At 47.7% G+C, this 19,881-nt stretch carries 21 protein-coding genes; 1 reads left to right on the top strand and 20 read right to left on the bottom strand.

The window, feature by feature from the left end:
- Positions 1–14: 14 nt before the first annotated feature.
- The 4 genes from flgK to AC1ECB_RS16825 all read right to left on the bottom strand — a co-directional run bounded on the left by flgK (position 15) and on the right by AC1ECB_RS16825 (position 3,466).
- Positions 15–2,135, bottom strand: coding sequence for a flagellar hook-associated protein FlgK (gene flgK, locus AC1ECB_RS16810; protein ID WP_485664849.1), 2,121 nt, complete (start codon positions 2,133–2,135; stop codon positions 15–17).
- Positions 2,136–2,146: 11 nt separating this feature from the next.
- The gene (locus AC1ECB_RS16815) at positions 2,147–2,647 is read right to left on the bottom strand and encodes a flagellar protein FlgN (RefSeq protein WP_485664850.1); all 501 of its coding nucleotides are present in this window, start codon (positions 2,645–2,647) and stop codon (positions 2,147–2,149) included.
- 11 nt (positions 2,648–2,658) lie between these two features.
- Positions 2,659–2,958 carry a flagellar biosynthesis anti-sigma factor FlgM gene (flgM, locus tag AC1ECB_RS16820; RefSeq protein WP_485664851.1) on the bottom strand — a complete coding sequence of 100 codons (300 nt, stop codon included), beginning with the start codon at positions 2,956–2,958 and terminating at the stop codon, positions 2,659–2,661.
- A gap of 106 nt (positions 2,959–3,064) precedes the next feature.
- Entirely contained in the window at positions 3,065–3,466 is a 402-nt protein-coding gene (locus AC1ECB_RS16825) for a flagellar protein (protein WP_485664852.1), read from the bottom strand.
- Between the two features lie 251 nt (positions 3,467–3,717).
- Between AC1ECB_RS16825 and AC1ECB_RS16830 the strand changes: the two genes are divergently transcribed.
- On the top strand, positions 3,718–4,314 hold the full coding sequence (locus tag AC1ECB_RS16830; RefSeq protein ID WP_485664853.1) for an HD-GYP domain-containing protein: 597 nt from the start codon (positions 3,718–3,720) through the stop codon (positions 4,312–4,314).
- Positions 4,315–4,364: 50 nt separating this feature from the next.
- Here the strand turns inward: AC1ECB_RS16830 and AC1ECB_RS16835 are convergent, their stop codons facing one another.
- The 16 genes from AC1ECB_RS16835 to AC1ECB_RS16910 form a co-directional block, all read right to left on the bottom strand.
- Entirely contained in the window at positions 4,365–4,841 is a 477-nt protein-coding gene (locus AC1ECB_RS16835; RefSeq protein WP_485664854.1) for a hypothetical protein, read from the bottom strand.
- 84 nt (positions 4,842–4,925) lie between these two features.
- Positions 4,926–5,582 carry a ComF family protein gene (locus tag AC1ECB_RS16840; protein WP_485664855.1) on the bottom strand — a complete coding sequence of 219 codons (657 nt, stop codon included), beginning with the start codon at positions 5,580–5,582 and terminating at the stop codon, positions 4,926–4,928.
- A complete protein-coding gene (gene recD2, locus AC1ECB_RS16845) occupies positions 5,576–7,777 on the bottom strand; it encodes an SF1B family DNA helicase RecD2 (RefSeq protein ID WP_485669360.1) in 2,202 nt (733 codons plus the stop codon). Before recD2 ends, AC1ECB_RS16840 begins: the two co-directional genes overlap by 7 nt.
- A 360-nt stretch (positions 7,778–8,137) precedes the next feature.
- A complete protein-coding gene (locus AC1ECB_RS16850; RefSeq protein ID WP_021169200.1) occupies positions 8,138–8,281 on the bottom strand; it encodes a YvrJ family protein in 144 nt (47 codons plus the stop codon).
- Positions 8,282–8,366: 85 nt separating this feature from the next.
- Positions 8,367–8,579 (bottom strand): DUF2922 domain-containing protein, encoded by a 213-nt coding sequence (locus AC1ECB_RS16855; protein WP_485664856.1) that lies wholly within the window; start codon positions 8,577–8,579, stop codon positions 8,367–8,369.
- A gap of 77 nt (positions 8,580–8,656) precedes the next feature.
- On the bottom strand, positions 8,657–8,881 hold the full coding sequence (locus AC1ECB_RS16860) for a DUF1659 domain-containing protein (RefSeq protein WP_021169202.1): 225 nt from the start codon (positions 8,879–8,881) through the stop codon (positions 8,657–8,659).
- 46 nt (positions 8,882–8,927) lie between these two features.
- Positions 8,928–9,530 carry an RNA polymerase sigma factor gene (locus AC1ECB_RS16865; protein ID WP_485664857.1) on the bottom strand — a complete coding sequence of 201 codons (603 nt, stop codon included), beginning with the start codon at positions 9,528–9,530 and terminating at the stop codon, positions 8,928–8,930.
- A gap of 205 nt (positions 9,531–9,735) precedes the next feature.
- A complete protein-coding gene (locus AC1ECB_RS16870) occupies positions 9,736–11,649 on the bottom strand; it encodes an ABC transporter ATP-binding protein (RefSeq protein WP_485664858.1) in 1,914 nt (637 codons plus the stop codon).
- A gap of 96 nt (positions 11,650–11,745) precedes the next feature.
- Positions 11,746–12,222, bottom strand: a complete 477-nt coding sequence (locus AC1ECB_RS16875) for a hypothetical protein (protein WP_485664859.1) — start codon at positions 12,220–12,222, stop codon at positions 11,746–11,748.
- 61 nt (positions 12,223–12,283) lie between these two features.
- Positions 12,284–12,952, bottom strand: a complete 669-nt coding sequence (locus tag AC1ECB_RS16880) for a response regulator (RefSeq protein WP_485664860.1) — start codon at positions 12,950–12,952, stop codon at positions 12,284–12,286.
- Positions 12,953–12,964: 12 nt separating this feature from the next.
- The gene (locus AC1ECB_RS16885) at positions 12,965–14,398 is read right to left on the bottom strand and encodes a glucose-6-phosphate isomerase (RefSeq protein ID WP_485664861.1); all 1,434 of its coding nucleotides are present in this window, start codon (positions 14,396–14,398) and stop codon (positions 12,965–12,967) included.
- 24 nt (positions 14,399–14,422) lie between these two features.
- A complete protein-coding gene (gene galU, locus AC1ECB_RS16890; RefSeq protein ID WP_485664862.1) occupies positions 14,423–15,337 on the bottom strand; it encodes a UTP--glucose-1-phosphate uridylyltransferase GalU in 915 nt (304 codons plus the stop codon).
- A gap of 22 nt (positions 15,338–15,359) precedes the next feature.
- Positions 15,360–16,721: a phosphohexomutase domain-containing protein gene (locus tag AC1ECB_RS16895; protein ID WP_485664863.1), complete on the bottom strand. Its 1,362-nt coding sequence runs from the start codon at positions 16,719–16,721 to the stop codon at positions 15,360–15,362.
- 126 nt (positions 16,722–16,847) lie between these two features.
- Positions 16,848–18,077 carry a BREX system ATP-binding domain-containing protein gene (locus tag AC1ECB_RS16900; RefSeq protein WP_485664864.1) on the bottom strand — a complete coding sequence of 410 codons (1,230 nt, stop codon included), beginning with the start codon at positions 18,075–18,077 and terminating at the stop codon, positions 16,848–16,850.
- A complete protein-coding gene (locus AC1ECB_RS16905; protein ID WP_485664865.1) occupies positions 18,064–19,278 on the bottom strand; it encodes a BREX system ATP-binding domain-containing protein in 1,215 nt (404 codons plus the stop codon). Before AC1ECB_RS16905 ends, AC1ECB_RS16900 begins: the two co-directional genes overlap by 14 nt.
- Before the next feature lie 2 nt (positions 19,279–19,280).
- Positions 19,281–19,505, bottom strand: coding sequence for a hypothetical protein (locus tag AC1ECB_RS16910; RefSeq protein ID WP_485664866.1), 225 nt, complete (start codon positions 19,503–19,505; stop codon positions 19,281–19,283).
- Positions 19,506–19,881: the final 376 nt, after the last annotated feature.

Genomic DNA, 19,881 nt, shown 5'->3' on the forward strand with positions numbered 1-19,881 from the left:
ATAATTCACCTCGTTTATCGGCCTACTGTACCAGTGCCGTTAATCAGTTTATCAAGCATTTCATCCATTGTGGTCAGCACCCGCGCGGCGGCGTTATAGCCTTTTTGAAACTTAATCATATAGGTCATTTCTTCGTCCAAATTGACGCCGGAAATGGACTCGCGCCAGTTGACAATCTGGTCAACCAAGGTTTGCTGGTTGTCGGCGGTATTCTGGGCATTTTGGCTTTGTGAACCTAATGTACCAATTAAAGAGGAATAGTAGCCATCAAGTGACGAATTGCCAAGTGTTTTGGAAGTGTCGGTCTTCAAACGTTTTCCTATGAGCACGGCGTTGTCGCCGCTAGCTACATTGCCTTTGGACACGGTGAAAAAGTATTGATCGGTAGCTCTGTTTTGCATATTGGTGGCTAGTTTCATGGTAACTGCAACGCCGTTGACTCCTGTAAGTTTAAACGTTTGTGTAGCGGTATCAAGAGTAGCTGGCGACCAGGTAGTCCCTCCATCAATAGAATATTTGATTTTCAGAAATTGCCCGGCAGCAGTAATGCTGGTCGTAGCCGTGTCGAAAGCCTGAACAATCACGGACGTAGCCACATCGCCATTAGTGTACGTACCCTCCGCTTTAACAATATTACCAGCACCGCCGCTGGTATTGCTCTGCGTAACAGTAAAATTGCTATCCGCACTGTGGTTGTTCAAAGTGAAGCTATATGTATCATCAACTTGGTTCGCACTACCATTTCCCAAATACATATCAACAGTAAGACCATTAATACTCATTTGTCCATGGTTGCTAGTAACCGCACTGGAAGTCCAGTTTGCGCCACCATCAGTTGAATACTTAATACTTGTGATATTTGGTGGTGTGGATGAGTCAATACTAGCAACCTTAACCACAACCGATGTATCTGTAGCCCCCAATGTATAGCTGCCTGTAGCAAACACGGCAGCCTTACTGCCTGCCGCATTACTCTGCGTAACCCCAATACCACTCCCGGACGATTTGGCCGCAATTTTAGCCGTACCTCCAGCCACAAACAACTCCGAATTTACCGCAAGGGCTTTAATCCAGTCATTTGCGGTAAATTTATCGGTTGCGTTGGATGAATAGTCTATCGTTGGCTCACCAAAGAAATTGTTGCCTGTCGAGTTATCAGTGCCATAACCGCTGCGGTGTACAGCATTGAAGTCCTGCAATAAGAATTGACTCATACTGCCGAGGCTGTTTAAATACATTTTCACACCAGACTGCTCGGATTTTTGCATATCTAGCAAGCTTTTGATTTCACCATCAGTAAAATTCAGTTGCTGGTCTGAACCCTTAACTTTCACTGTTTTAATTATATAATCCGGATAGTCTTTATCCGGAGTCTCTTCTGTTGTCAAAACAGCACTCCCAGTGCTGTCCACCAAGGTTGTGCCTCCTGATTGTATGGTAAAGGTGCCGTTAGCATTTTCGTATACTCTGGTATCCACCTGTTTGGAAAGCTGATCTACCAGGTAATCGCGTCTATCCCGCAAATCGTTGGCATGATCAATGCCTCCCACTTCGACTGTGACAATCTGTTTGTTCAGATTATATATTTCAGAAGTAATCTGATTAATCTTCTTTACATTAAGATCAATTGCAGAATTGATATCAGTACCCATTGCTTTCAGTTGTTTGGTTCCAAGCTGAATAGCGTTAGCCAGTTGTACACCGCGTTCGCGTACTGTGGTGCGGGTGCCATCATCAGAAGCATTTGTTGATAATGTCTGCCAGGAATCCCAGAAGGAATTCAAGACCGACTGCATTCCGGTATCACTAATCTCGCCAAAGACACTCTCGATCTTGGACAAATAAGTCTCGGTGCTTTGAGCATTGCTAAGAGTGGAAGTTTCTTGCCACATTTGTTTATCAATATAGCTGTTTCTAGCCCGAACTACTGATTGCACCTCTACACCAGTTCCAATCTGAAAGCTACCGCCATTCGCATATATGGTCTGGGGCGCAGTGGCAGCTAAATTAACATTTTGCCGTGAATATCCTTCCGTACTGGCATTGGAAATATTATGTCCTACGGTATCAAGGCCGGTCTGCTGCCCATATAGACCAAGTACCATTGTGTTTATACCACTAAAAGTGGGTCGCATTGTATCAACTCCTATACTTTCTGATCAATAAAAGTTCTGGCCTGCGCCGGCTTACTTGGCTGACCCTGGGGAGCATAGGTGGCGTCAGCGGCATGTTGAGCCAAAATATTGATATTAAAATTAATAAAGTTCATGGCTTGCTGGAGAAGCTTGGTATTTGCCTCATTGAGCGTGGAAAGTTCAGTTACTATCGCGCTTAATTTATCCGAAATCTGAGCAAATTGTTCAGCGTCCTCACTATCTGCCAATACCTTAATCTGCGTTAATGTTAATGTTTCACAGTTGAGATTATGCGCAGCAATAATTTCTTTGATGGTACTCTCCCGCACCTTTTCGATCTTAGCAATTTGCAGGATCAAAACCTCTTCCCGCTTGGTAATAAGTTCAAGTTCTTTCGGGTTACCGCCTGAAACCAAAACATCGCGCTTAGTTTGGCTAAGTTTTACTATGCCCTGATACATACTAATCAGTTCTATTAACAGGTCGATCAGCCTGTTGAGCTTTTCTTTCACAACTTCCTCCTCTAGCGCCAGTTAGTTGGCAGCGAGTATCCTAGTATTTTTTCAGCAACTGCCTGTGAATCCACTTGATAGTTACCAGAAGCAATTTTGTCCGCAAGTCCTTTTACCACCTCTTCACGTACTTCAGGCATTGCCTTGATTTTTTGCAAATATTGCCCGAATTCCTGTGCCTGAGAAGATAAAACGACTTCATCAGGCTGCTGCTTGGAAGCGGTCCTTTCAACCTTATCGGTTTTACCAATTTTATTTTGGTCACCATATGCCTTAACTACACTTTTAACCCCTTGGCTTGGAGTAATCATTTCCTGCACCTCACAAACTCTCGCATTTCTTTCTAGATATTATATCGAAAAAAATAGCAAGGATATTAAATCCTTACTATAAATATTTTTATTTTATTTTAAAACGTTATTCTTTTTCCCCTACGCTCCCATACATCCGGGACCGGATTTTTTGCTGTTGCGCATGCTTTTCATGCTCTTGGTGCCGTTCATCAGTTTTTATCTGGTCCAGAATATTTTTACTGCATTTATCACATAGGCGACCCACATCAATTAAAGTGCCACAGGTTTCGCAGGGATAGGAAATAGCACTGCCCATTATGCGTCCACTATGAAGCAGTCGCAGTATTATCTTGTGTTTAACCCCAGTAGCCTGGTGGATTTCTTCTAACGTAGCTTTGTCTACATCACGCAGATACTCTACTACCGTTTCCGCATCGTCTTCTTGTCGGCGATAGCAGTCCGGACATATTCTCGCTGCATTTTCAACATAAAGCTTTCCACATTCCGAACAATTCGTAAGTCCCATGAATCGTCCCTCCTTTTTCTATATAAGTATTCATATAATTATCGTTATTATATAGTATTTTAGCTTTATAGCCTAGGCCTTTAGACTCATTTCTCCAATAAATAATCTTTTTTTATTTCATTAGGCAGGATTATGACGGTTTTTGGCTAATTTACAATATTGCTTATTTAGCGGTTTTTACGATTACGGAAACCAGACAAGGTCATACAATCCATGTACTGGTCTCCAACGAAAGGCAGTTTGTCGTGTATATGCTAACGCTCATGCAGGACCCGGAAGTTTATGCGGACGATATGGAAACATTTAATGGTGTTTTTACCACTTTTATGCAGCTTATTCAACTAAAAAATGCAAAGTTATTTCTCCACAGTCATCAAGTAGCCAATTATGCGGTCAGTGTTGCCGCTAAAATGCGCCTGCCACGGGAAGAAATTGAGCGCATCCGTTTGGCCGCACTGTTACATGACGTGGGGCATATTACCGTACCCAATCAGGTGTTAGCCAAGGTTCCTTATTTGTCTACCCGCGAGATGAGTGTGTTTAAAAATCACTGCAATGCCGGCAGCTACATGTTGGAAAATATCCCTTTCTGCCAGGAGCTTATTCCGTATATTCGTTTTCACCATGAACGGTTTGATGGTACAGGTTACCCTAAGCGGCTAAAAGGTGTGAATATTCCGCTTGGTGCGCGTATTATTGCTGTGGCCAATCACTATGACCGCTTTATCAATCCCTGTACGCAGAATTGGGTCAAGACTAAGGATGAAGCCGTCGGTGAGCTCTTGAGTCTGTCTGGCATGGCATTTGATCCTGAGGTTGTGCGAGCATTTATTGACGCGTTGGGATAGGTTGGATATTATTACAGGTAAAAAAATAACCGGCACATTGGCCGAGTTAACTACTTAACCGCTTTTAATTGGTGAATAGCTGCTTCCTGCTGAAATAAGCGATTGTTAAGCAGGTCAAACTTGGCATTTAATTCAGAAATATCCTCTTTTGTGGCAGCTCGTCCAGTAAGTACATCAAGATTATGACCAATGTTGTGAAGCTGGGCATTAACTTCTTCTGAGTTATGCCGGAGAGCATGAATAAAGCGGCTATTCTCTATCTGCTGACCTTCGATGTTAGTAACGGTTGCTTTAAGCTCAGCGATATCTTCTTTAAGCTGCTGCTGGCTTTCCTCCATACGGTCAAGACGTTTGGTGATTTGCTGCTGGCTTTCCTCCATACGGTCAAGACGTTTGGTGATTTGCTGCTGGCTTTCCTCCATACGGTCAAGACGTTTAGTGATTTGCTGCTGGCCTTCCTCCATACGATCAAGACGTTTGGTAATTTGCTGCTGGCCTTCTAAGAGTTGCCTTAATAAGTTTTCCATTCACTAACACCTTCTTTTAAAACTATTATATCCTGCTAAAGGCAAAATGGGCAATATAAAACTGTTGTTTTTATCAATGGTAATTTATCTTGCCCCGCTAGCTAGTGCCAGTCCCCTCACCGTTACTGCGCCAGCTTTCTTCAATACCTTGGCACACTCATCCATTGTCAGACCACTGGTAAAGATGTCATCCACCAATAAAATATGTTTCCCTGTTATAAGCTCCGGGCGCGTTACAGTAAACGCGCCTTTGATATTTTTCCGGCGTTCTTTAAGGGTAAGTTCCCATTGCGGCACAGTGTGTCTGGTACGCTCAAGCGCTTCTGTCCAGATAAATCTCTGGCGTGCTGCCCATGGTTTAAAAACCAGCGCCGTCTGATTAAAGCCGCGTTCTTTGATGCGTTCAGCATGCAGTGGCACAGCTACAATAACATCTATGTCCGCATACCTGCCGCAGACTTTAGCGTGATCAAGCAGTTGACTCAGTTTAGTGGCCTGCCTGGTCAGGCGACGGAATTTCATATCCCGTATCAGACGCTGGACTGGGCCGGTATAATCGGTGACTGTCAGACACTCATCCAGCCAGCGGAGATTATGGAGAGCCAAAGCCACCTGACGGGGCTTGGCAACCCGGGCAATACAGGCTAAGCACCAGCCGGTTCCCTCCGCCCACTCCTTGCAAGCCGGACAGCGCTGGGGGAAGAGCAAAGCAAGCAGTGCCGCCCACCAGTCTTTTAACATAGACTCTCGCCCCGCAAACGTTCTGCCAGCAGCGAATATCGTCTGCGGGTTCGGTCACTCATGACTGCTGTATTTAGCGCAGCACGCGTTCCTAACAAAATGACGCGTTCTTTAGCCCTGGTTACCGCTGTGTATAGCAGATTACGCTGCAGCATGATATGATGGCCAGGAGTAAGCGGCATAACGACAACAGGGTACTCACTACCCTGGCTTTTGTGGACGCTCATCGCATAGGCCAGCGTCAGTTCGTCATACTCGCCTTTATCATACACAACATCCTCTTCAAGGTAACGAACAAGCACTTTGCCATCAGCAATAGCCAGAATATAACCAATATCACCGTTAAAAACCCGCTTGGTATAGTTGTTGCGAATTTGCATAACCTTATCGCCTTCGCGTAACACCTGATTGACACCCTGCAGATAATCCTTGCCATCAACCGGAGGATTGAGAGCCGCCTGCAGCAACCGGTTGAGATTCTCGACTCCGCACGGCTGACGGTGCATAGGGGATAACACCTGAACATCGCGCTGGCTGTCAAAGCCCTCCTGCACCAACTCATTTTGGCATAACTCAACAATGGCCTGAGCTGCCGCCTCACTGCCGTCCAGTTCGCGAAATTGAAAATCAAGGCTGCCATATTCGGGTAATCGCCCCCGGTTAATCCGGTGGGCGTTAAGCACAATCATGCTTTCGCCGGCCTGGCGGAATACTTCAGTCAGCCGCACTACCGGAATGGCAGTTGAGCGGATAATATCCTTCAACACTGAGCCTGGGCCGACTGCCGGCAGCTGATCAACATCACCGACCAGCACCACCCGGCATCCGTCCGGCACAGCCTGCAGAAAACAACTCATCAAAACCATATCCATCATCGAGGTTTCATCAACAATAACAACATCAGCATCCAGCGGATTATCTTCACCCCTGCCAAACAGGGGGTCCTCCTCCATACCACCCCCGGCTTCCAGCAGCCGATGAATAGTCGCGGCCTCCCGCCCTGTTGTCTCAGCCAGCCGTTTGGCTGCCCGACCGGTAGGCGCACCTAGCACAATTTTAAAACCCTGCTGTTCCAGTAAAGCCAAAATTCCTTTTACAGTCGTCGTCTTGCCTGTTCCGGGGCCACCGGTCAGAACCAGCACACCATGGTGCAACGCCGCCGCTAAAGCATCACGCTGTGCCACTGCCAAAGTCACACCAGCTGACGCCTCCCAACCATCAACAAGCATCTGACTCTGACTGTCGATATCGGCAATAGGCTTAGCCTTGTCCTTGAGCCTGAGCAGCCGTTCGGCGACCTGCTTTTCGGCCCGGTACAGATAACGAGGATAAACTAAGGTCATACCGTGAAAATCTTCAGTATACAGCTTCCCTAACCGGATTTGCTCACTGACAACACTAGCAATCTCAGCGACATCAAGGTATAAGAGTTTGGCTGTTTCAGCAATTAGCGTTTCTGTCGGCACACAGCAATGACCTGCCTGCCCGGTCATGAGCAAAGCAAACTGTACCCCTGCCGCCAGACGCGATGGGTGTCCCCGGTCAAAACCTACCGCCATGGCAATTTGATCAGCAATACGAAAGCCAATGCCTTTAACCTCTTCGGCCAAACGGTAGGGATCAGCCTCCACTACGGCTACCGAATCAGAACCATAGCAGGCAAAAATCCGGGCCGCGTAAGCGCCGCTAACCCCATGCATTTCAAGATATAGCATAACCCCTTTGAGCTCAGACTGCTCAGCAAAGGATTTGCGAATCTGCTCCACCTTCTTACTGCCAATTCCCTCAACTTCTGTCAACCGGTGCGGCGACAACTCGATAATCTCCAGCGTGCGCAAACCAAAATGCCTGACCAGCCGGTCCGCCATGGCCGGACCAATTCCTTTAATGGCCCCAGAAGCCAAAAAACGTTCAATCCCCTTCTCTGAGGTTGGCGCAATACGACGGCAGCTGACAGCCTTAAACTGCCGCCCATAGCGGGCATGCTCCACCCACTCCCCGGTTAACGTGACCTGTTCACCGACTAAAGGGGGTGGAAAATTGCCGGTTACAGCCACTATGCCGCTTTCACTGCCAGGCTTAAGACGAAATACCGTAAAACTGCCATCTGTGGCCTGAAAAGTTATATTTTCAACAATTCCTTCTAGTTTATTCTCCACTATTCTACTCCCAATACACAGGATATGTCCAAACATAAGTTCCTGTTTCTTTATTCGCAGCAACACAGATAAAATCCTGCCTGTTTTTTTTCTTAACAAGCAGGATTTTTCTCTTAAACGGAGTACATAATACATAACTATAGTATTTACTACAATGATTTACAAATTGTGAGGCATAAACTGTGAAAGAAAATATGTACACCTATCATTACTTTCAAAACCGTATCATAGAGCGCCCATCTCGTTTCCCTGATTTTATATTCCACATCGTACTTTTATCCTCAACTATGTATATTGCTGCTACTCTCTATTTTGTCCGCTAAAATGACAATTATTAAATGATACGCGAGAAAGACCCTGTTTACCACTTTGATAAACAGGGTCTTTCTCTTTGCGCTACAGCCTTTCCGCGATTATCTTCGCCAAGTCGTTAATGCTGGCTACTAACTTTTCCAATCTTCCCTCCATACGTACCAACAGGTAGGCGGCTACTACCATCGGAAAGCCGTAGCTGGAAGCATAGTTAAGCAACTGTTCCACAGCGCTCCCTCCTTTTCCAAGACGATGCTTAACTTATAGCGAGAAAGCGCCCCGACCTAAGCCAGAGCGCTCCCCCCTTAGTACCTTACACCAAGGCCACCGTATCCAGGCTGCGAATGCGGGCTTCTACTACTTCTGCCAGCCCACTGCCTTTGATCTCAAAGATGTTTTTGGCAACAATGTCTTGCATCACGAACTTCGCTTGAGCCAACGTCAGGTCGTCTTTGGGATCAGCCACACTGATGGTGGTCTCATTACCTGCGCTAGTGCGAAACACCATTTCCAGCGTCTTAGCCATGCTTATTCCTCCTTTCTGCGCTTTATATAGCACAAGTTACTGAGCTTGGCGAGCGAAACAATCTCACCCAGCTGGTATTACTGGTTAACAAGGTTGTTCAAATCTTGTCGAACAATGTCCACCAGCGAATTTTTCTGCAGACTAGCCAAACCCTCAGCGACTGCGAAAATATCGCTATCCGTTGCAGCCGCTTTGACATTGGCGAATGTCCGGGACCGGTAAACCGGGTCTCCGCTGGCATTTACACCTGTCTGCACCTTGAGAACCAGCTTGACACTTTGCGGAACTTTTACTACTGCCATTTGCTCACCCCCTTTATACTCGCATACATTCCGGGGAGTTGTGTTTTTAAATGGAGAGATAGGTGAATTTTTTCCTTAATTCTTTTTTAAGCCGGGCTAATCCCCGCTGGCGCAAGCTATATACTGCCTGGGGTGAAACTCCGAGCTCTGCTGCCACATCAGCTAAACGCGCTTCACCTAACATAGTCTTTACTATGGCTATCTGTTGCTTGGCAGGCAAGGTGGCTAAGCCTTCGCAAACGGCGGCAGTAGTCAACCGCGCCTCGACCTCAGTCTCCACGTCGCCAGCAGCAGCCAGAGTTTCCAGCCAACTGGGCGCTGACTTCTCCTCATCACCGGTACTGCCTCTGTCCAGCGGCATTTCTTGCTGCCAGCGCCGGCGTTCCCGCTTGAATAGATTCCACATCGCATATTTCACCCGACTCTCGACATAGCCGGCAAACCGGACACCGGCAGTCTGATCATAACTCTGTACTGCCGCCGCTACGGCCAACCAACCTTCGGCTATGGCGTCCTCTTTTATCCCTTTCAAATGCGGCTGACTGGCATATTTTTTTACCAAGCCGGTAAACCGCTGACAAACTTCCGCAAATGCCGCCCCTCCCGGACTTTCGGTCTGAGCTTTTATAACCAGCTGTTCCAAATTCATTATCCTCACCTGTCGGCGAGGAACCGGTTCCTCTGTATTAGCGCTTGCAGTAAGAATAACACCCTGGATAAAAGAAAAACAAAAACCGCTTTGGCTTAGTTAAATGACTAAGTCAAAACGGGTTTTCAAAATTAGACCATATTTTACAATTATTTCCAAATTTTTCATGTATATACGACATTAACTAGGAAAATAGTACAAAATTTTATTCTGTCAGTTCCAGCCACGCAGTGTACTTCTCATCAAGTTCCACCTGCCGGGCCGCATATTCGTCAGCTACTTCCCGGCTATGTTGTGCCTCAGCATGACTGGCCGGATCATTTAGCCTAACCTCAAGAGCCGCCAGTTCATGCTCCAGCATGGCAATCTCCTCTTCCAGCTTTTTAGCCAGCTTGGCCTTATCAGATTTGCGCCAACTTCCGCCTTTGCCATCGACCTGCAACTGGGCCGTTTTTTCCTGCTTATTGTTTTGTTGCTTATAAGCAGCCGGCTGACCGGCAGCCTGTGCGGCAGCTTTGGCTTCAGCGGCCTTTTTGTCATGGTAATAGCTGTAGTTGCCGGCATACTCGGTCAACTGTCCACCATCTAACTCGACCATACGGTTAGCCACTTTATCAAGAAAATAGCGATCATGCGACACTGTCAAAAAAGTCCCGGGAAAGTTCATGATAGCTTCCTCCACAGCCTCCCGCGCAGCAATATCGAGATGGTTGGTAGGTTCATCCAGAATGAGAAAATTGGCCCCGGCCAGCATAAGCTTTAACAGCGCCAACCGTGCCTTTTCACCACCGGAGAGATCGCCTACCTGCTTGTATACTTCCTCGCCACGAAATAGAAATGCCCCCAGGTAATGGCGCGTCCGCTCTTCACTAAAAGCAAATTCCCTCATAACCTCATCAAGCACACTATTGCTGTCTGTAAGTGTCTCATGCTCTTGGGCAAAATACCCCAGTCGCACCCGGCTTCCCAGCTTGACCTTGCCGCTATTAGCTGTGATATCCCCGGTTAGTAGCTTTAACAGTGTCGTCTTACCTGCTCCGTTCGGCCCAACCAGTGCTACACCATCGCCGCGCCGCACCAACAGCGACACCTTATCAAGCACGATCTTAACGCCATAGCCGGCCACCACCTCCCCCAGTTCCGCCACTCGTTCGGCACATTCTGCCGGTGGATTAAAGGTAAAAAAGTCAAACCCTTTCATATCTTCCGGTCGGGCCAGTCGGGCTAACCGGCTGAGTTGACTTTGCCGCCCGCGCGCCTGTTTGGATTTAATACCTGCCCGATAGCGATCAATATATTCCTCTGTTTTTGCAATAAAAGCCTGCTGCTTACCATACGCCTTTTCCTGTGCAGCCAGCTTTTCCGTCTTTTTCTGCAAATATTCACTGTAGTTGCCGCTATAATCGGCAATGCTTCCATTTTCAATAGCCAGTATTCGCTCAGCTACAGTATCAAGGAAATAGCGGTCATGAGATATCACCAGTACAGCACCGGAATAGCCTGTCAAAAATTCCTCCAGCCACTCCACCATCCCCAAATCAAGATGGTTTGTCGGTTCATCCAAAAATAAAAAATCAGGCTGACGAATAAGCGCCCGCGCCAAACAGATCCGTGTCTTTTGCCCCCCGGAAAATTCATTCGTACGGCGCGTCAATTCTTCAGCTGTAAAGCCCAAACCAAAAGCTACCCGGCGAACAGAATTCTCAACCTCATAGCCGCCGCCCCGCTCAAAGCGCTCCACAGCCTGCGCATACTCCTTCATACATTTTTCAAGCTTGTCCGCATCCTTTTCACTGGCAATAGAGGCTTCCAACCGACGCATATCTTGCTGCCAGCCCAGCACATCACCAAAAGCGCCTACCAGCTCCTCATACAGCGTATTATCACCCAGACCGGTATCTTGTTCCACATAACCGATCCGTTCACCTGGAGTCAATACAACGTGGCCGCTGTCCGGCTTTTCAAAACCCAGTAAACAGCGCACTAAGGTGGTCTTGCCCACACCATTAGGTCCTATTAGGCCTACCTTTTCCCCACGCCGCACTTGAAAATTAATGTCTGCAAAAATATTTTGTATACCATAGGCCTTACTCAGACCGCGAACTTCCAATAAACTCATGTGTTCCCTCCTGTCTGCCACTACTCTTGTACCGATTAACGCAGTTAGATACAATAGCGAGATTGTTTCGCTAACGCTTGCAATCTCGCACCTCCTTTAGCTATCACTTCTGACTGCTACATCCCGTTGATTTTGTTTTAACAGTGCTGACACCACGAGCATAAACTGCTTACTTTTAAGCCGTCCGGTTAAATCAAGCACATGTACCACCGCCCCCCGGCATAATGGCAATACCTCAACCACTGGCCGCGATGACCGTGGCGCACTGACCACCGTCAAAACTGTCATCTCTTCAGCCAGCCGCCGTAAAATCGTCGGAGTCAGATCATCGGAGCCACAATCCACAACAATAGCATCATATTCATGGCCGCCATCTGCCATTTCATTGACCAAGTATCGCAACAATTCTTCCACTTCATATTCCATATTATAAACAAGAATCACAAAGCTGGCATCAGGCAACTGCACAAATTGTAACGTAGTAAACCAAGTCCATACATCTTTGCTAATATACCATAAGCCATATAGGGCCAGTGAAACCAGAATAACACTTACAGAATATGACAAAAGCATACTATCCTACCCCTTTCACTTTGGGATAGGATAGTATATGCACACTACTATATAAGTGCCATCAATCCAGTACTACAATCTTGTTCTTAATGGCATATAACACGGCCTGGGTACGGTCAACCACACTGATCTTGCGGAAAATATTAGTCAAGTGATTCTTTACCGTTTTTTCACTTAAAAATAGTTCCTGCGCAATTTCCTGATTATTCATTCCCCGCCCGATAAGCTTCAGCACTTCCACTTCACGATATGTCAACCGTTCTTCCTTGCTGCTGCGGCGCTCCTGCGGCGTTACCCTTCGCTCTTCCTGGCGAGAAAGCTCGCCAAATAACCGTTTTGCCAGTGTCGGGTAGATAAAAGACTGACCCTCATATACCATGCGGATAGCCTTAACCAGCATGCCTGGCTCAATGTCTTTTAAAAGATACCCATCTGCGCCGGACTTAATGACCTCCAAAACGTAGCTTTCATCATCTTGTATGGTCAACATAATAACTTTTACCGGCGTATTGTCAGCCTTGAGACGCTTCGTTACCTCCAACCCATTCATATGCGGCATATTCACATCAAGTAACAGTATATCCGGCTTCAGGCTTTCAATCTTGCTAATGGCTTCTTCGCCGTCAGCCGCCTCGCCAATTACATCCAAGTCAGGTTCCAAAGACAGCACATTCTTTATTCCTTGCCTGAGAAGTGCGTGATCGTCAGCAATAACTATTTTAATTGGCAAAAAGTTCACCTTCTACATTTTTTTTAGCATCGGCCCCAGCAGTCGCTTATACGCTTCAACCCCTGGCTGATTGAACGCATCCACATCAGCCAATTCGCCTTCATAGGCCACCGATAAGGCCAGAAGATATAACAACTCACCCAGATGAAAGTCATTCATCTCCGGCAGCACAAAGGTGGCATTAAAGCGGCCATCACCACTAAGTGCCGCCGCGTTAGCTTTTCTTGCGGCTTCCAGGGCCTGACTAAGCTGTAAACCCGCGATGTCCGACAGCGCAGCCGCTGCCGGGAAAGCATCTGGTATCACAGGGTCGCTAGCCCACTTAGCAACCTTGACAAATTGCACAATCTTGTCCTTTTTTCCATCTTGATGCTGCTGCGTCTGGGCATGCATGTCAGTTGTACCCACAGCAACAACCGGCGTCCGTCCGTAGAGCACCTCCCGCCCTGAGCGGTCAGTCCGCTTACCTAGCGACTCAGCCAATAGCTGGACATACCACTCGGCAACTGACTTGAGATAGTCGGCATAAGGCATAAATACTTCAATATCCCGCCCATAGTTAGCAGCCGCCAAGTACTTAAGTACCGCATTAAGCATGGCCGGATTATGCCAGATATCTTCTGTCTTACAGGCCTCATCCATCGCCCTGGCCCCGGCTAAAAAACCGTCAATATCGAAGCCAATACAGGCCGCCGTGACCAGTCCGACTTCCGAAAACACACTAAACCGGCCACCAACCCCCTCAGGAACGCTAAACATCGGCCAGCCCTGCTCACCAGCCAGCTTATGCAACAAGGTCTCCTGCGCGCCTGTTGCCAGGTCGGTAACAGCAACCACCTGCAGCGCAATATTCGGGGCTGCTTGTTTAAGAGCATCGTATACCACCATAAAAGTCGACATCGTATCAAGCGTAGAACCTGACTTAGAAATAACGATCAGCATAACACTCTGCGCCTCAGCCTTAATCTGCTCCACAAGTTCCATCGTCCGGCGAGGATCAATATTATTGCCACTAAAATACAGCTTCGGATACCCCTGTCGCTCCTCACTGCTCTTACTGTTCCAAAACTCACCACAGTGCACATCAAACAGCACCTTATTGCCGAGATAAGACCCGCCGATGCCAAAAGATAGTACCGCATCCACCTTATGCCTTAGTGACTGACCAAATTCTTTAAGCCTGGCGATTGAGGCCGGACTATTTAACCTGCCTTCCTCTACATATGGCAGTTGACTAAATAATACTTTCTCAGGTGTTCCGTCTTTAGACAAATGGCCGCGTATTTCACCAGTTGCCCGCATATGCTCAATCGCCTTGTGAGCAGCTTTAATACGGGCAGCGATAGCAATAACATCTGCTTGTGTCACAAATCCCTGACCATAAAGATTACTATAATCAAAAGAAAACCCTGATGGCAAAGTAACTATTGCTGATTGCCTATCCATGCCAACCTCCCTTAGTCTTATATTTTACTGTTCTTCTTTTGTCGCCGCAGAATCTTTCCCTAGCTGCCCCACCGTTTTCAGCAAATAACGCAAAAATGGTTCCCTAAGTTCAGGACGTTTTAAGGCATACTCCACGGTTGCCTCCAGATACCCCTGCTTATCACCAATATCATAGCGGCGCCCCTCAAAATTATAGGCATATACTGGTTTAAAAGCAGCCAAGCGGCGCAGCGCATCTGTCAGCTGGATTTCGCCGCCCCGCCCTGGCGGTGTATCTTCCAGAAGATAAAAAATTTCCGGTTCAATCACATACCGCCCCAACACAGCAAGCTGGGACGGTGCTTCCTCCATTATCGGCTTTTCTACCAAATCAACGGCTCGCCACAGATTATCCTTCACCAGCTCAGGCTTGACAATACCATAACTTGATACTTTTTGCTTCGGCACTTCCTGGACCCCAAGAATAGTACCCTGACAGTCGTCATAGGCATCCATCAACTGCCGGAGGCAAGGAACATTGGCATCAATAATATCATCACCAAGCAGCACAGCAAACGGTTCATTCCCGACAAACTGCTTAGCACACAACACAGCATGCCCCAGCCCCTTGGCTTCTTTCTGGCGCACATAGTGAATCGTAACCTCCGCAAGCTCCTCCACCAGCCCCAGAAGCTCGAATTTACCCTGGGCCTTAAGCGTCATTTCCAGCTCAATCGCCCGGTCAAAATGGTCCTCAATCGCCCGTTTATTCCGGCCGGTAATAATAAGGATTTCCTCAATACCAGACTGAATGGCCTCCTCGATAATAAACTGAATAGCAGGTTTATCCACAATTGGCAGCATCTCCTTGGGCTGTGCCTTAGTAGCCGGCAAAAACCGGGTCCCCAGACCAGCCGCAGGAATGATCGCCTTTTTTATTTTTGGGTGAGCTTTAGACATATTCTCAGTCCCTTCTTTTAATCTACCCCCTGATCAGCGCCAACAATTCCCTGGTCTTCTCTTCCATTAGCCTGACATCACATCGTGACTCTACATTAAGCCTGAGCACTGGCTCCGTATTCGACATCCTCACATTAAACCGCCACTTTTCATACTCCACACTTAGTCCGTCAACGCGCTCAATCTTCAGCGCCCCCGGCGTATACTTTTCCTCAATCTGTTGAATAACAGCCTTAGCATCAACTACCGTGCTATTAATTTCGCCACTTACCGGATAGCAAGCCACTCTTTCACGCATCAGCTTTGACAAGGGCTTACCCTCGCGACAGAGAATCTCCAGCACTAAGAGCCAGGGAATCATGCCACTGTCACAATAAGAAAAGTCCTTGAAATAATGATGGGCCGACATCTCCCCGCCATATACAGCATCTTCCTTACGCATCCGTTCTTTGATAAAAGCATGACCACTTTTAGATAACACCGGAATCCCGCCCGCTTTCTCCACAAGTTCAATCGTGTTCCAAGTCAGGCGTGGGTCGTAAATAATCTTGGACCCAGGCCGGCGCTGCAGAAAAGCCTGTGCCAAAAAGCCGACAAGATAATACCCTTCAATAAAGTTCCCTTTTTCATCAAACAAAAAGCACCGGTCAAAATCTCCATCCCAGGCAATACCAACATCAGCGCCATTCTCACGCACTGCCTTGGCAGTCACTTCGCGATTCTCAATCAACAAAGGATTCGGCACCCCATTAGGAAAATTGCCGTCAGGCTGGTGGTTGACTTTAATGAACTCAAACGGCAGGTACCGCTCAAGCGCATCAATCACGGCCCCAGCGCCACCATTACCGGCATTTACAACCACCTTTAGCGGTTTAAACGCAGCCTTGTCCACATAGGTGAGTAAGTGCTCAATATAATCTTTTAGAATATCTACATAAGTGACCGTCCCAGGAATAATATTCTTGCTAACAGGCGGGAATTCACCAGTAACCACCTGTTCCTCAAGCTCCTTAAGACCAGTGTCACCGCTGATTGGCCTGGACTCTGCCCGCACCAGCTTCATGCCATTATAGTCCTTAGGATTATGGCTGGCCGTAATCATAATACCGCCGTCCAGCTTTAAATGTGCGGTAGCAAAATAAATCTGCTCGGTCCCGCACAATCCAATATCAACAACATCACACCCCATTTCCGTAAGCCCTTTAATTACTGCGCTTTTAAAGGCAGGACCTGACAACCGAATATCATTACCAACAGCCACTTTTTTGGCCGCAAATATATCGACAAAGGCACGTCCAATGCGATACGCCATTGCCTCATTCAGTTCCTCTGGAACCTTCCCGCGAATATCATACGCTTTAAAAGCAGCCCGTTTAATTTCCATTGTGACCCCGCCCTTTCTTTTTCTCAACCATATACTATATACTACACCAGATAAAAATATTCCTGTACAGCCTAGCTGCCAGGAATATTTTTTAGCGTTCAAGCTGTAAATTGCTTGCTGGCTTCCTCATTCACAGCCAGCCTCACTCAAAAAATCATCCTCTTCCTCCAAAGCTTGTTCTGTTAATTCTGTCGCCGTCATTTTCACATTTTCATTATAGATATATCTTATGTCAAGTGCTTCCAGGGCCGCCCGAACATAGGTACGGATGGGCTGAGAACCAAGTTCGGCAACCAGCGCCTCTACATCAAGCACAGGAATCCAGTCATAGGCAATGCCATGAACATCAGCCAGAGCGTCCAGCATTTCCATCAGAATATCCCCGCCAACCGGAGCCACCACCGGACTGTCACTGCCAATCGCCCGGTCAAAGAAAATCTCCATGTCCCGCCTGGCCGCCTCGCCAAAACGTGCATCGGCCATCGCCGGCATGATCGTCCGGTCATCCTTACCGCCGCCATACCAAATATCATCCTGCAGACGGGTAGCGGCGGCAGCCAGTGTATAAATAGGGTACTGCATCGACTCAGCCCAATTCAGCAGCCACGCCAAATTGCGGTATGCCTTTAGCCGTCCAAGCGTGCTCAGCCGTCCGACAAGCTCCAATTCATCAATCAGAATAACCCAGCCATTGTAGCCGCACAGCCGAATGGCATCAGCCATTACCCCGAAATACGCGCCAGCATGTTCACCAACCCTAAACGGCGGCAGCTTGGGAAAACTTACTTGGCGGGCGGCCCGGTGAATACGCTTTAATTCAGGCATCGGTAGTCTGATCCCAGTCAGGTCACCATATAATAGGTTTTGCTCTTCACCGCTGGTATAGAAAAAATCCTCCAACACCAAGGCAGGCAGAGGATGGACATATCGCTCCGGTTCTAGCACCAGACTACTCTCTACATCCTCAATACTGCCTGCACTTAACGCTCGCTCAATTCCCATAATCGTTGAGTCCGGTGTTCGAACCCGCGGTGCAACCCTGCCGAAAAACTGCAACAGGTTATGGCAGGATACCTCACGGCTTAAGGAAACCATGCTAACCGCAAATCCCATATCAAGCGCAATATGCTCCATACTTGTCAATACATGTGTCTTGCCCTGACCGTACTGTCCCCAAACAATCCGTCCCCGTGGAATGCGCCCTTCAGAAAAAGTAAGCAAATCAGCCCTGATAGAATCTGTAAGATTTTGACGCAAATCAGGTAACCGACGCGTTGAAATCCGGGTAGGAACACCGGCTCTGAGTGATTCTACCACACGTACAGCATTCAGCCTGCTTTCATCATATCGTTCCATGGGTTTCCTCACTCCTCACCGCCAGCAATGCATTCTCCATTACCGTTCTCCGCAGCGCACCTTCCTGTGAAGTATCCGGAAGATCCTCCCGGTAGCGCCGTTCAAAGCCCTTTTGTTTAAGAAACTGCGACAAACGGGTCGATAACCGTTCAGGAAAATCGTCGCCGATTGCAGCGTAATGGGCATCCACATCAACAACATCAGCAAACGGGTTAAATCGCGTTGACGGTACCAGTCCGGTCTGCAGTCTCATCCATAATGCTTCATAGCTTTTAAACCCACGCCGTTCATCGTCAATAATCGCCCGCCGACCAGACAAAACCAGCAACAATCCATTAAGCAATTCCACATCGTCAATCATCTGGCGAAATAGCTCACAGGTATCTTTTGTAGCATTTGGTGTATAGCGAAACCTGCCAGTTTCCGGTACCCGTTCGGTAATGGCCTCCAAATCGTCAATCAACACCACCAGTCCGGGCATACCGGCCAGTTCCAGTAGCCTAATCAGTGAATTCAGCCAATACCGGGCATTTACCCGTTTTAGTTGTTCCAGCAGTCCAGTCTCCTGCTGCTCTTTCTTATCCAGTTTTTCGCCAGCTAGCCATTTCAGCCGCAACTGAAACAAGTCATTATCCAGACCGGCTGTCAACCCGTCATAGGCCGTAGTATAAGCAAACGTAACAAACGATGGTCCAAAATCGGTCCCGCGAAACGTCCTGACTGCCGCATTCCGGATTTCCCTTTCGGCATCATAGCGTGCAAGCCCGTCTTCAATCAACAGTGGCAGCAGCCTACCCGCCCCCTGATAACGATCTTTACCATAGCCTAACCGTTCCGCTACCTGAAGACACAACCCTTTAACCAACACTGCTGGTTCAATTCCCTGAAAAATACTCCGGTACAAATTAGGCAAATCATTAATCCGGCAAGCCATCTCCCTTGCCGATAGATATACCACAGCATACCCCAGACTGTGGGCATCAGCTTTTACGCAGTGCAACAGATGAGTTTTGCCAACACCTTGACTGCCCACCAACACCTTAACCTTACTACCGCCGCTGACAATATAATTTTGCAAATAATGCCGGTTAAAAGTGTCCAGCCACACTTCACGCCCCAGCGTTAATCCCTGTAGCCACTCCGGACTGTAGGGCGGCTTGCCTGCTTGCAGCGCCGCCAAGTCCCTGTCATAAAAAATCATGACTATTCAACCACCTTATGGATAGTAAGACTACTAACCCGACTCTCCCGTCCGCGGCTGTCAACAATAGTTACTGCCTTCTCTTGCTTACGGGGAAAACCAAACTCAAACTGATACTCGTCCCACTTCATCTCAAACTGTTCCTTAAGCCGACCCAGTTCAAACAAAAACAGTGGCTTCGGATACTCCTGCCGGGAACCACGCTTTAAGGTCAATAATTCATACAACTCGTTTACACACCGCCTGGATTAAAGGAAAAAATAACGGCGCCATTCCATGGTTATTTCTTTGGGCTGAATCCCGGGAAAAATTTTCCAACCCGCCCGTAAAGAAGTTGTCCAACACCAACGGAAAACTCCGGCTCCATCCATTCGCTGCACCAATTAGAGATCTACTCAACCTGTTTGCCAATTACCTGGGCAGCCACAGCACTTCTGTTATCTCTCACAGCCTGGCTGCTGAAGCAGTCCTATTTTGCCCCTCCAGCTTAGCCAGCCCCCTTCCCTCTCCCCAATGCCTTACCCACTGCGCTGCCCCCATAGCAGAGACAACCGCAATAACCCTCTGCGCCTGGAAACTGCATGGGCTTTCCTTCCCTGCCTC

The sequence above is a fragment of the Sporomusa sp. 246TCP1 genome, from assembly GCF_057319775.1.

Coding starts and splice junctions, on each gene's coding strand:
- flgK (WP_485664849.1), bottom strand. CDS start 2,135: ATGCGACCCACTTTTAGTGGTATAAACACAATGGTACTTGGTCTATAT.
- flgM (WP_485664851.1), bottom strand. CDS start 2,958: ATGATTACTCCAAGCCAAGGGGTTAAAAGTGTAGTTAAGGCATATGGT.
- AC1ECB_RS16825 (WP_485664852.1), bottom strand. CDS start 3,466: ATGGGACTTACGAATTGTTCGGAATGTGGAAAGCTTTATGTTGAAAAT.
- AC1ECB_RS16830 (WP_485664853.1), top strand. CDS start 3,718: ATGCTAACGCTCATGCAGGACCCGGAAGTTTATGCGGACGATATGGAA.
- AC1ECB_RS16835 (WP_485664854.1), bottom strand. CDS start 4,841: ATGGAAAACTTATTAAGGCAACTCTTAGAAGGCCAGCAGCAAATTACC.
- AC1ECB_RS16840 (WP_485664855.1), bottom strand. CDS start 5,582: ATGTTAAAAGACTGGTGGGCGGCACTGCTTGCTTTGCTCTTCCCCCAG.
- recD2 (WP_485669360.1), bottom strand. CDS start 7,777: ATGTTTGGACATATCCTGTGTATTGGGAGTAGAATAGTGGAGAATAAA.
- AC1ECB_RS16855 (WP_485664856.1), bottom strand. CDS start 8,579: ATGGCTAAGACGCTGGAAATGGTGTTTCGCACTAGCGCAGGTAATGAG.
- AC1ECB_RS16860 (WP_021169202.1), bottom strand. CDS start 8,881: ATGGCAGTAGTAAAAGTTCCGCAAAGTGTCAAGCTGGTTCTCAAGGTG.
- AC1ECB_RS16865 (WP_485664857.1), bottom strand. CDS start 9,530: ATGAATTTGGAACAGCTGGTTATAAAAGCTCAGACCGAAAGTCCGGGA.
- AC1ECB_RS16870 (WP_485664858.1), bottom strand. CDS start 11,649: ATGAGTTTATTGGAAGTTCGCGGTCTGAGTAAGGCCTATGGTATACAA.
- AC1ECB_RS16875 (WP_485664859.1), bottom strand. CDS start 12,222: ATGCTTTTGTCATATTCTGTAAGTGTTATTCTGGTTTCACTGGCCCTA.
- AC1ECB_RS16885 (WP_485664861.1), bottom strand. CDS start 14,398: ATGGATAGGCAATCAGCAATAGTTACTTTGCCATCAGGGTTTTCTTTT.
- galU (WP_485664862.1), bottom strand. CDS start 15,337: ATGTCTAAAGCTCACCCAAAAATAAAAAAGGCGATCATTCCTGCGGCT.
- AC1ECB_RS16895 (WP_485664863.1), bottom strand. CDS start 16,721: ATGGAAATTAAACGGGCTGCTTTTAAAGCGTATGATATTCGCGGGAAG.
- AC1ECB_RS16900 (WP_485664864.1), bottom strand. CDS start 18,077: ATGGAACGATATGATGAAAGCAGGCTGAATGCTGTACGTGTGGTAGAA.
- AC1ECB_RS16905 (WP_485664865.1), bottom strand. CDS start 19,278: ATGATTTTTTATGACAGGGACTTGGCGGCGCTGCAAGCAGGCAAGCCG.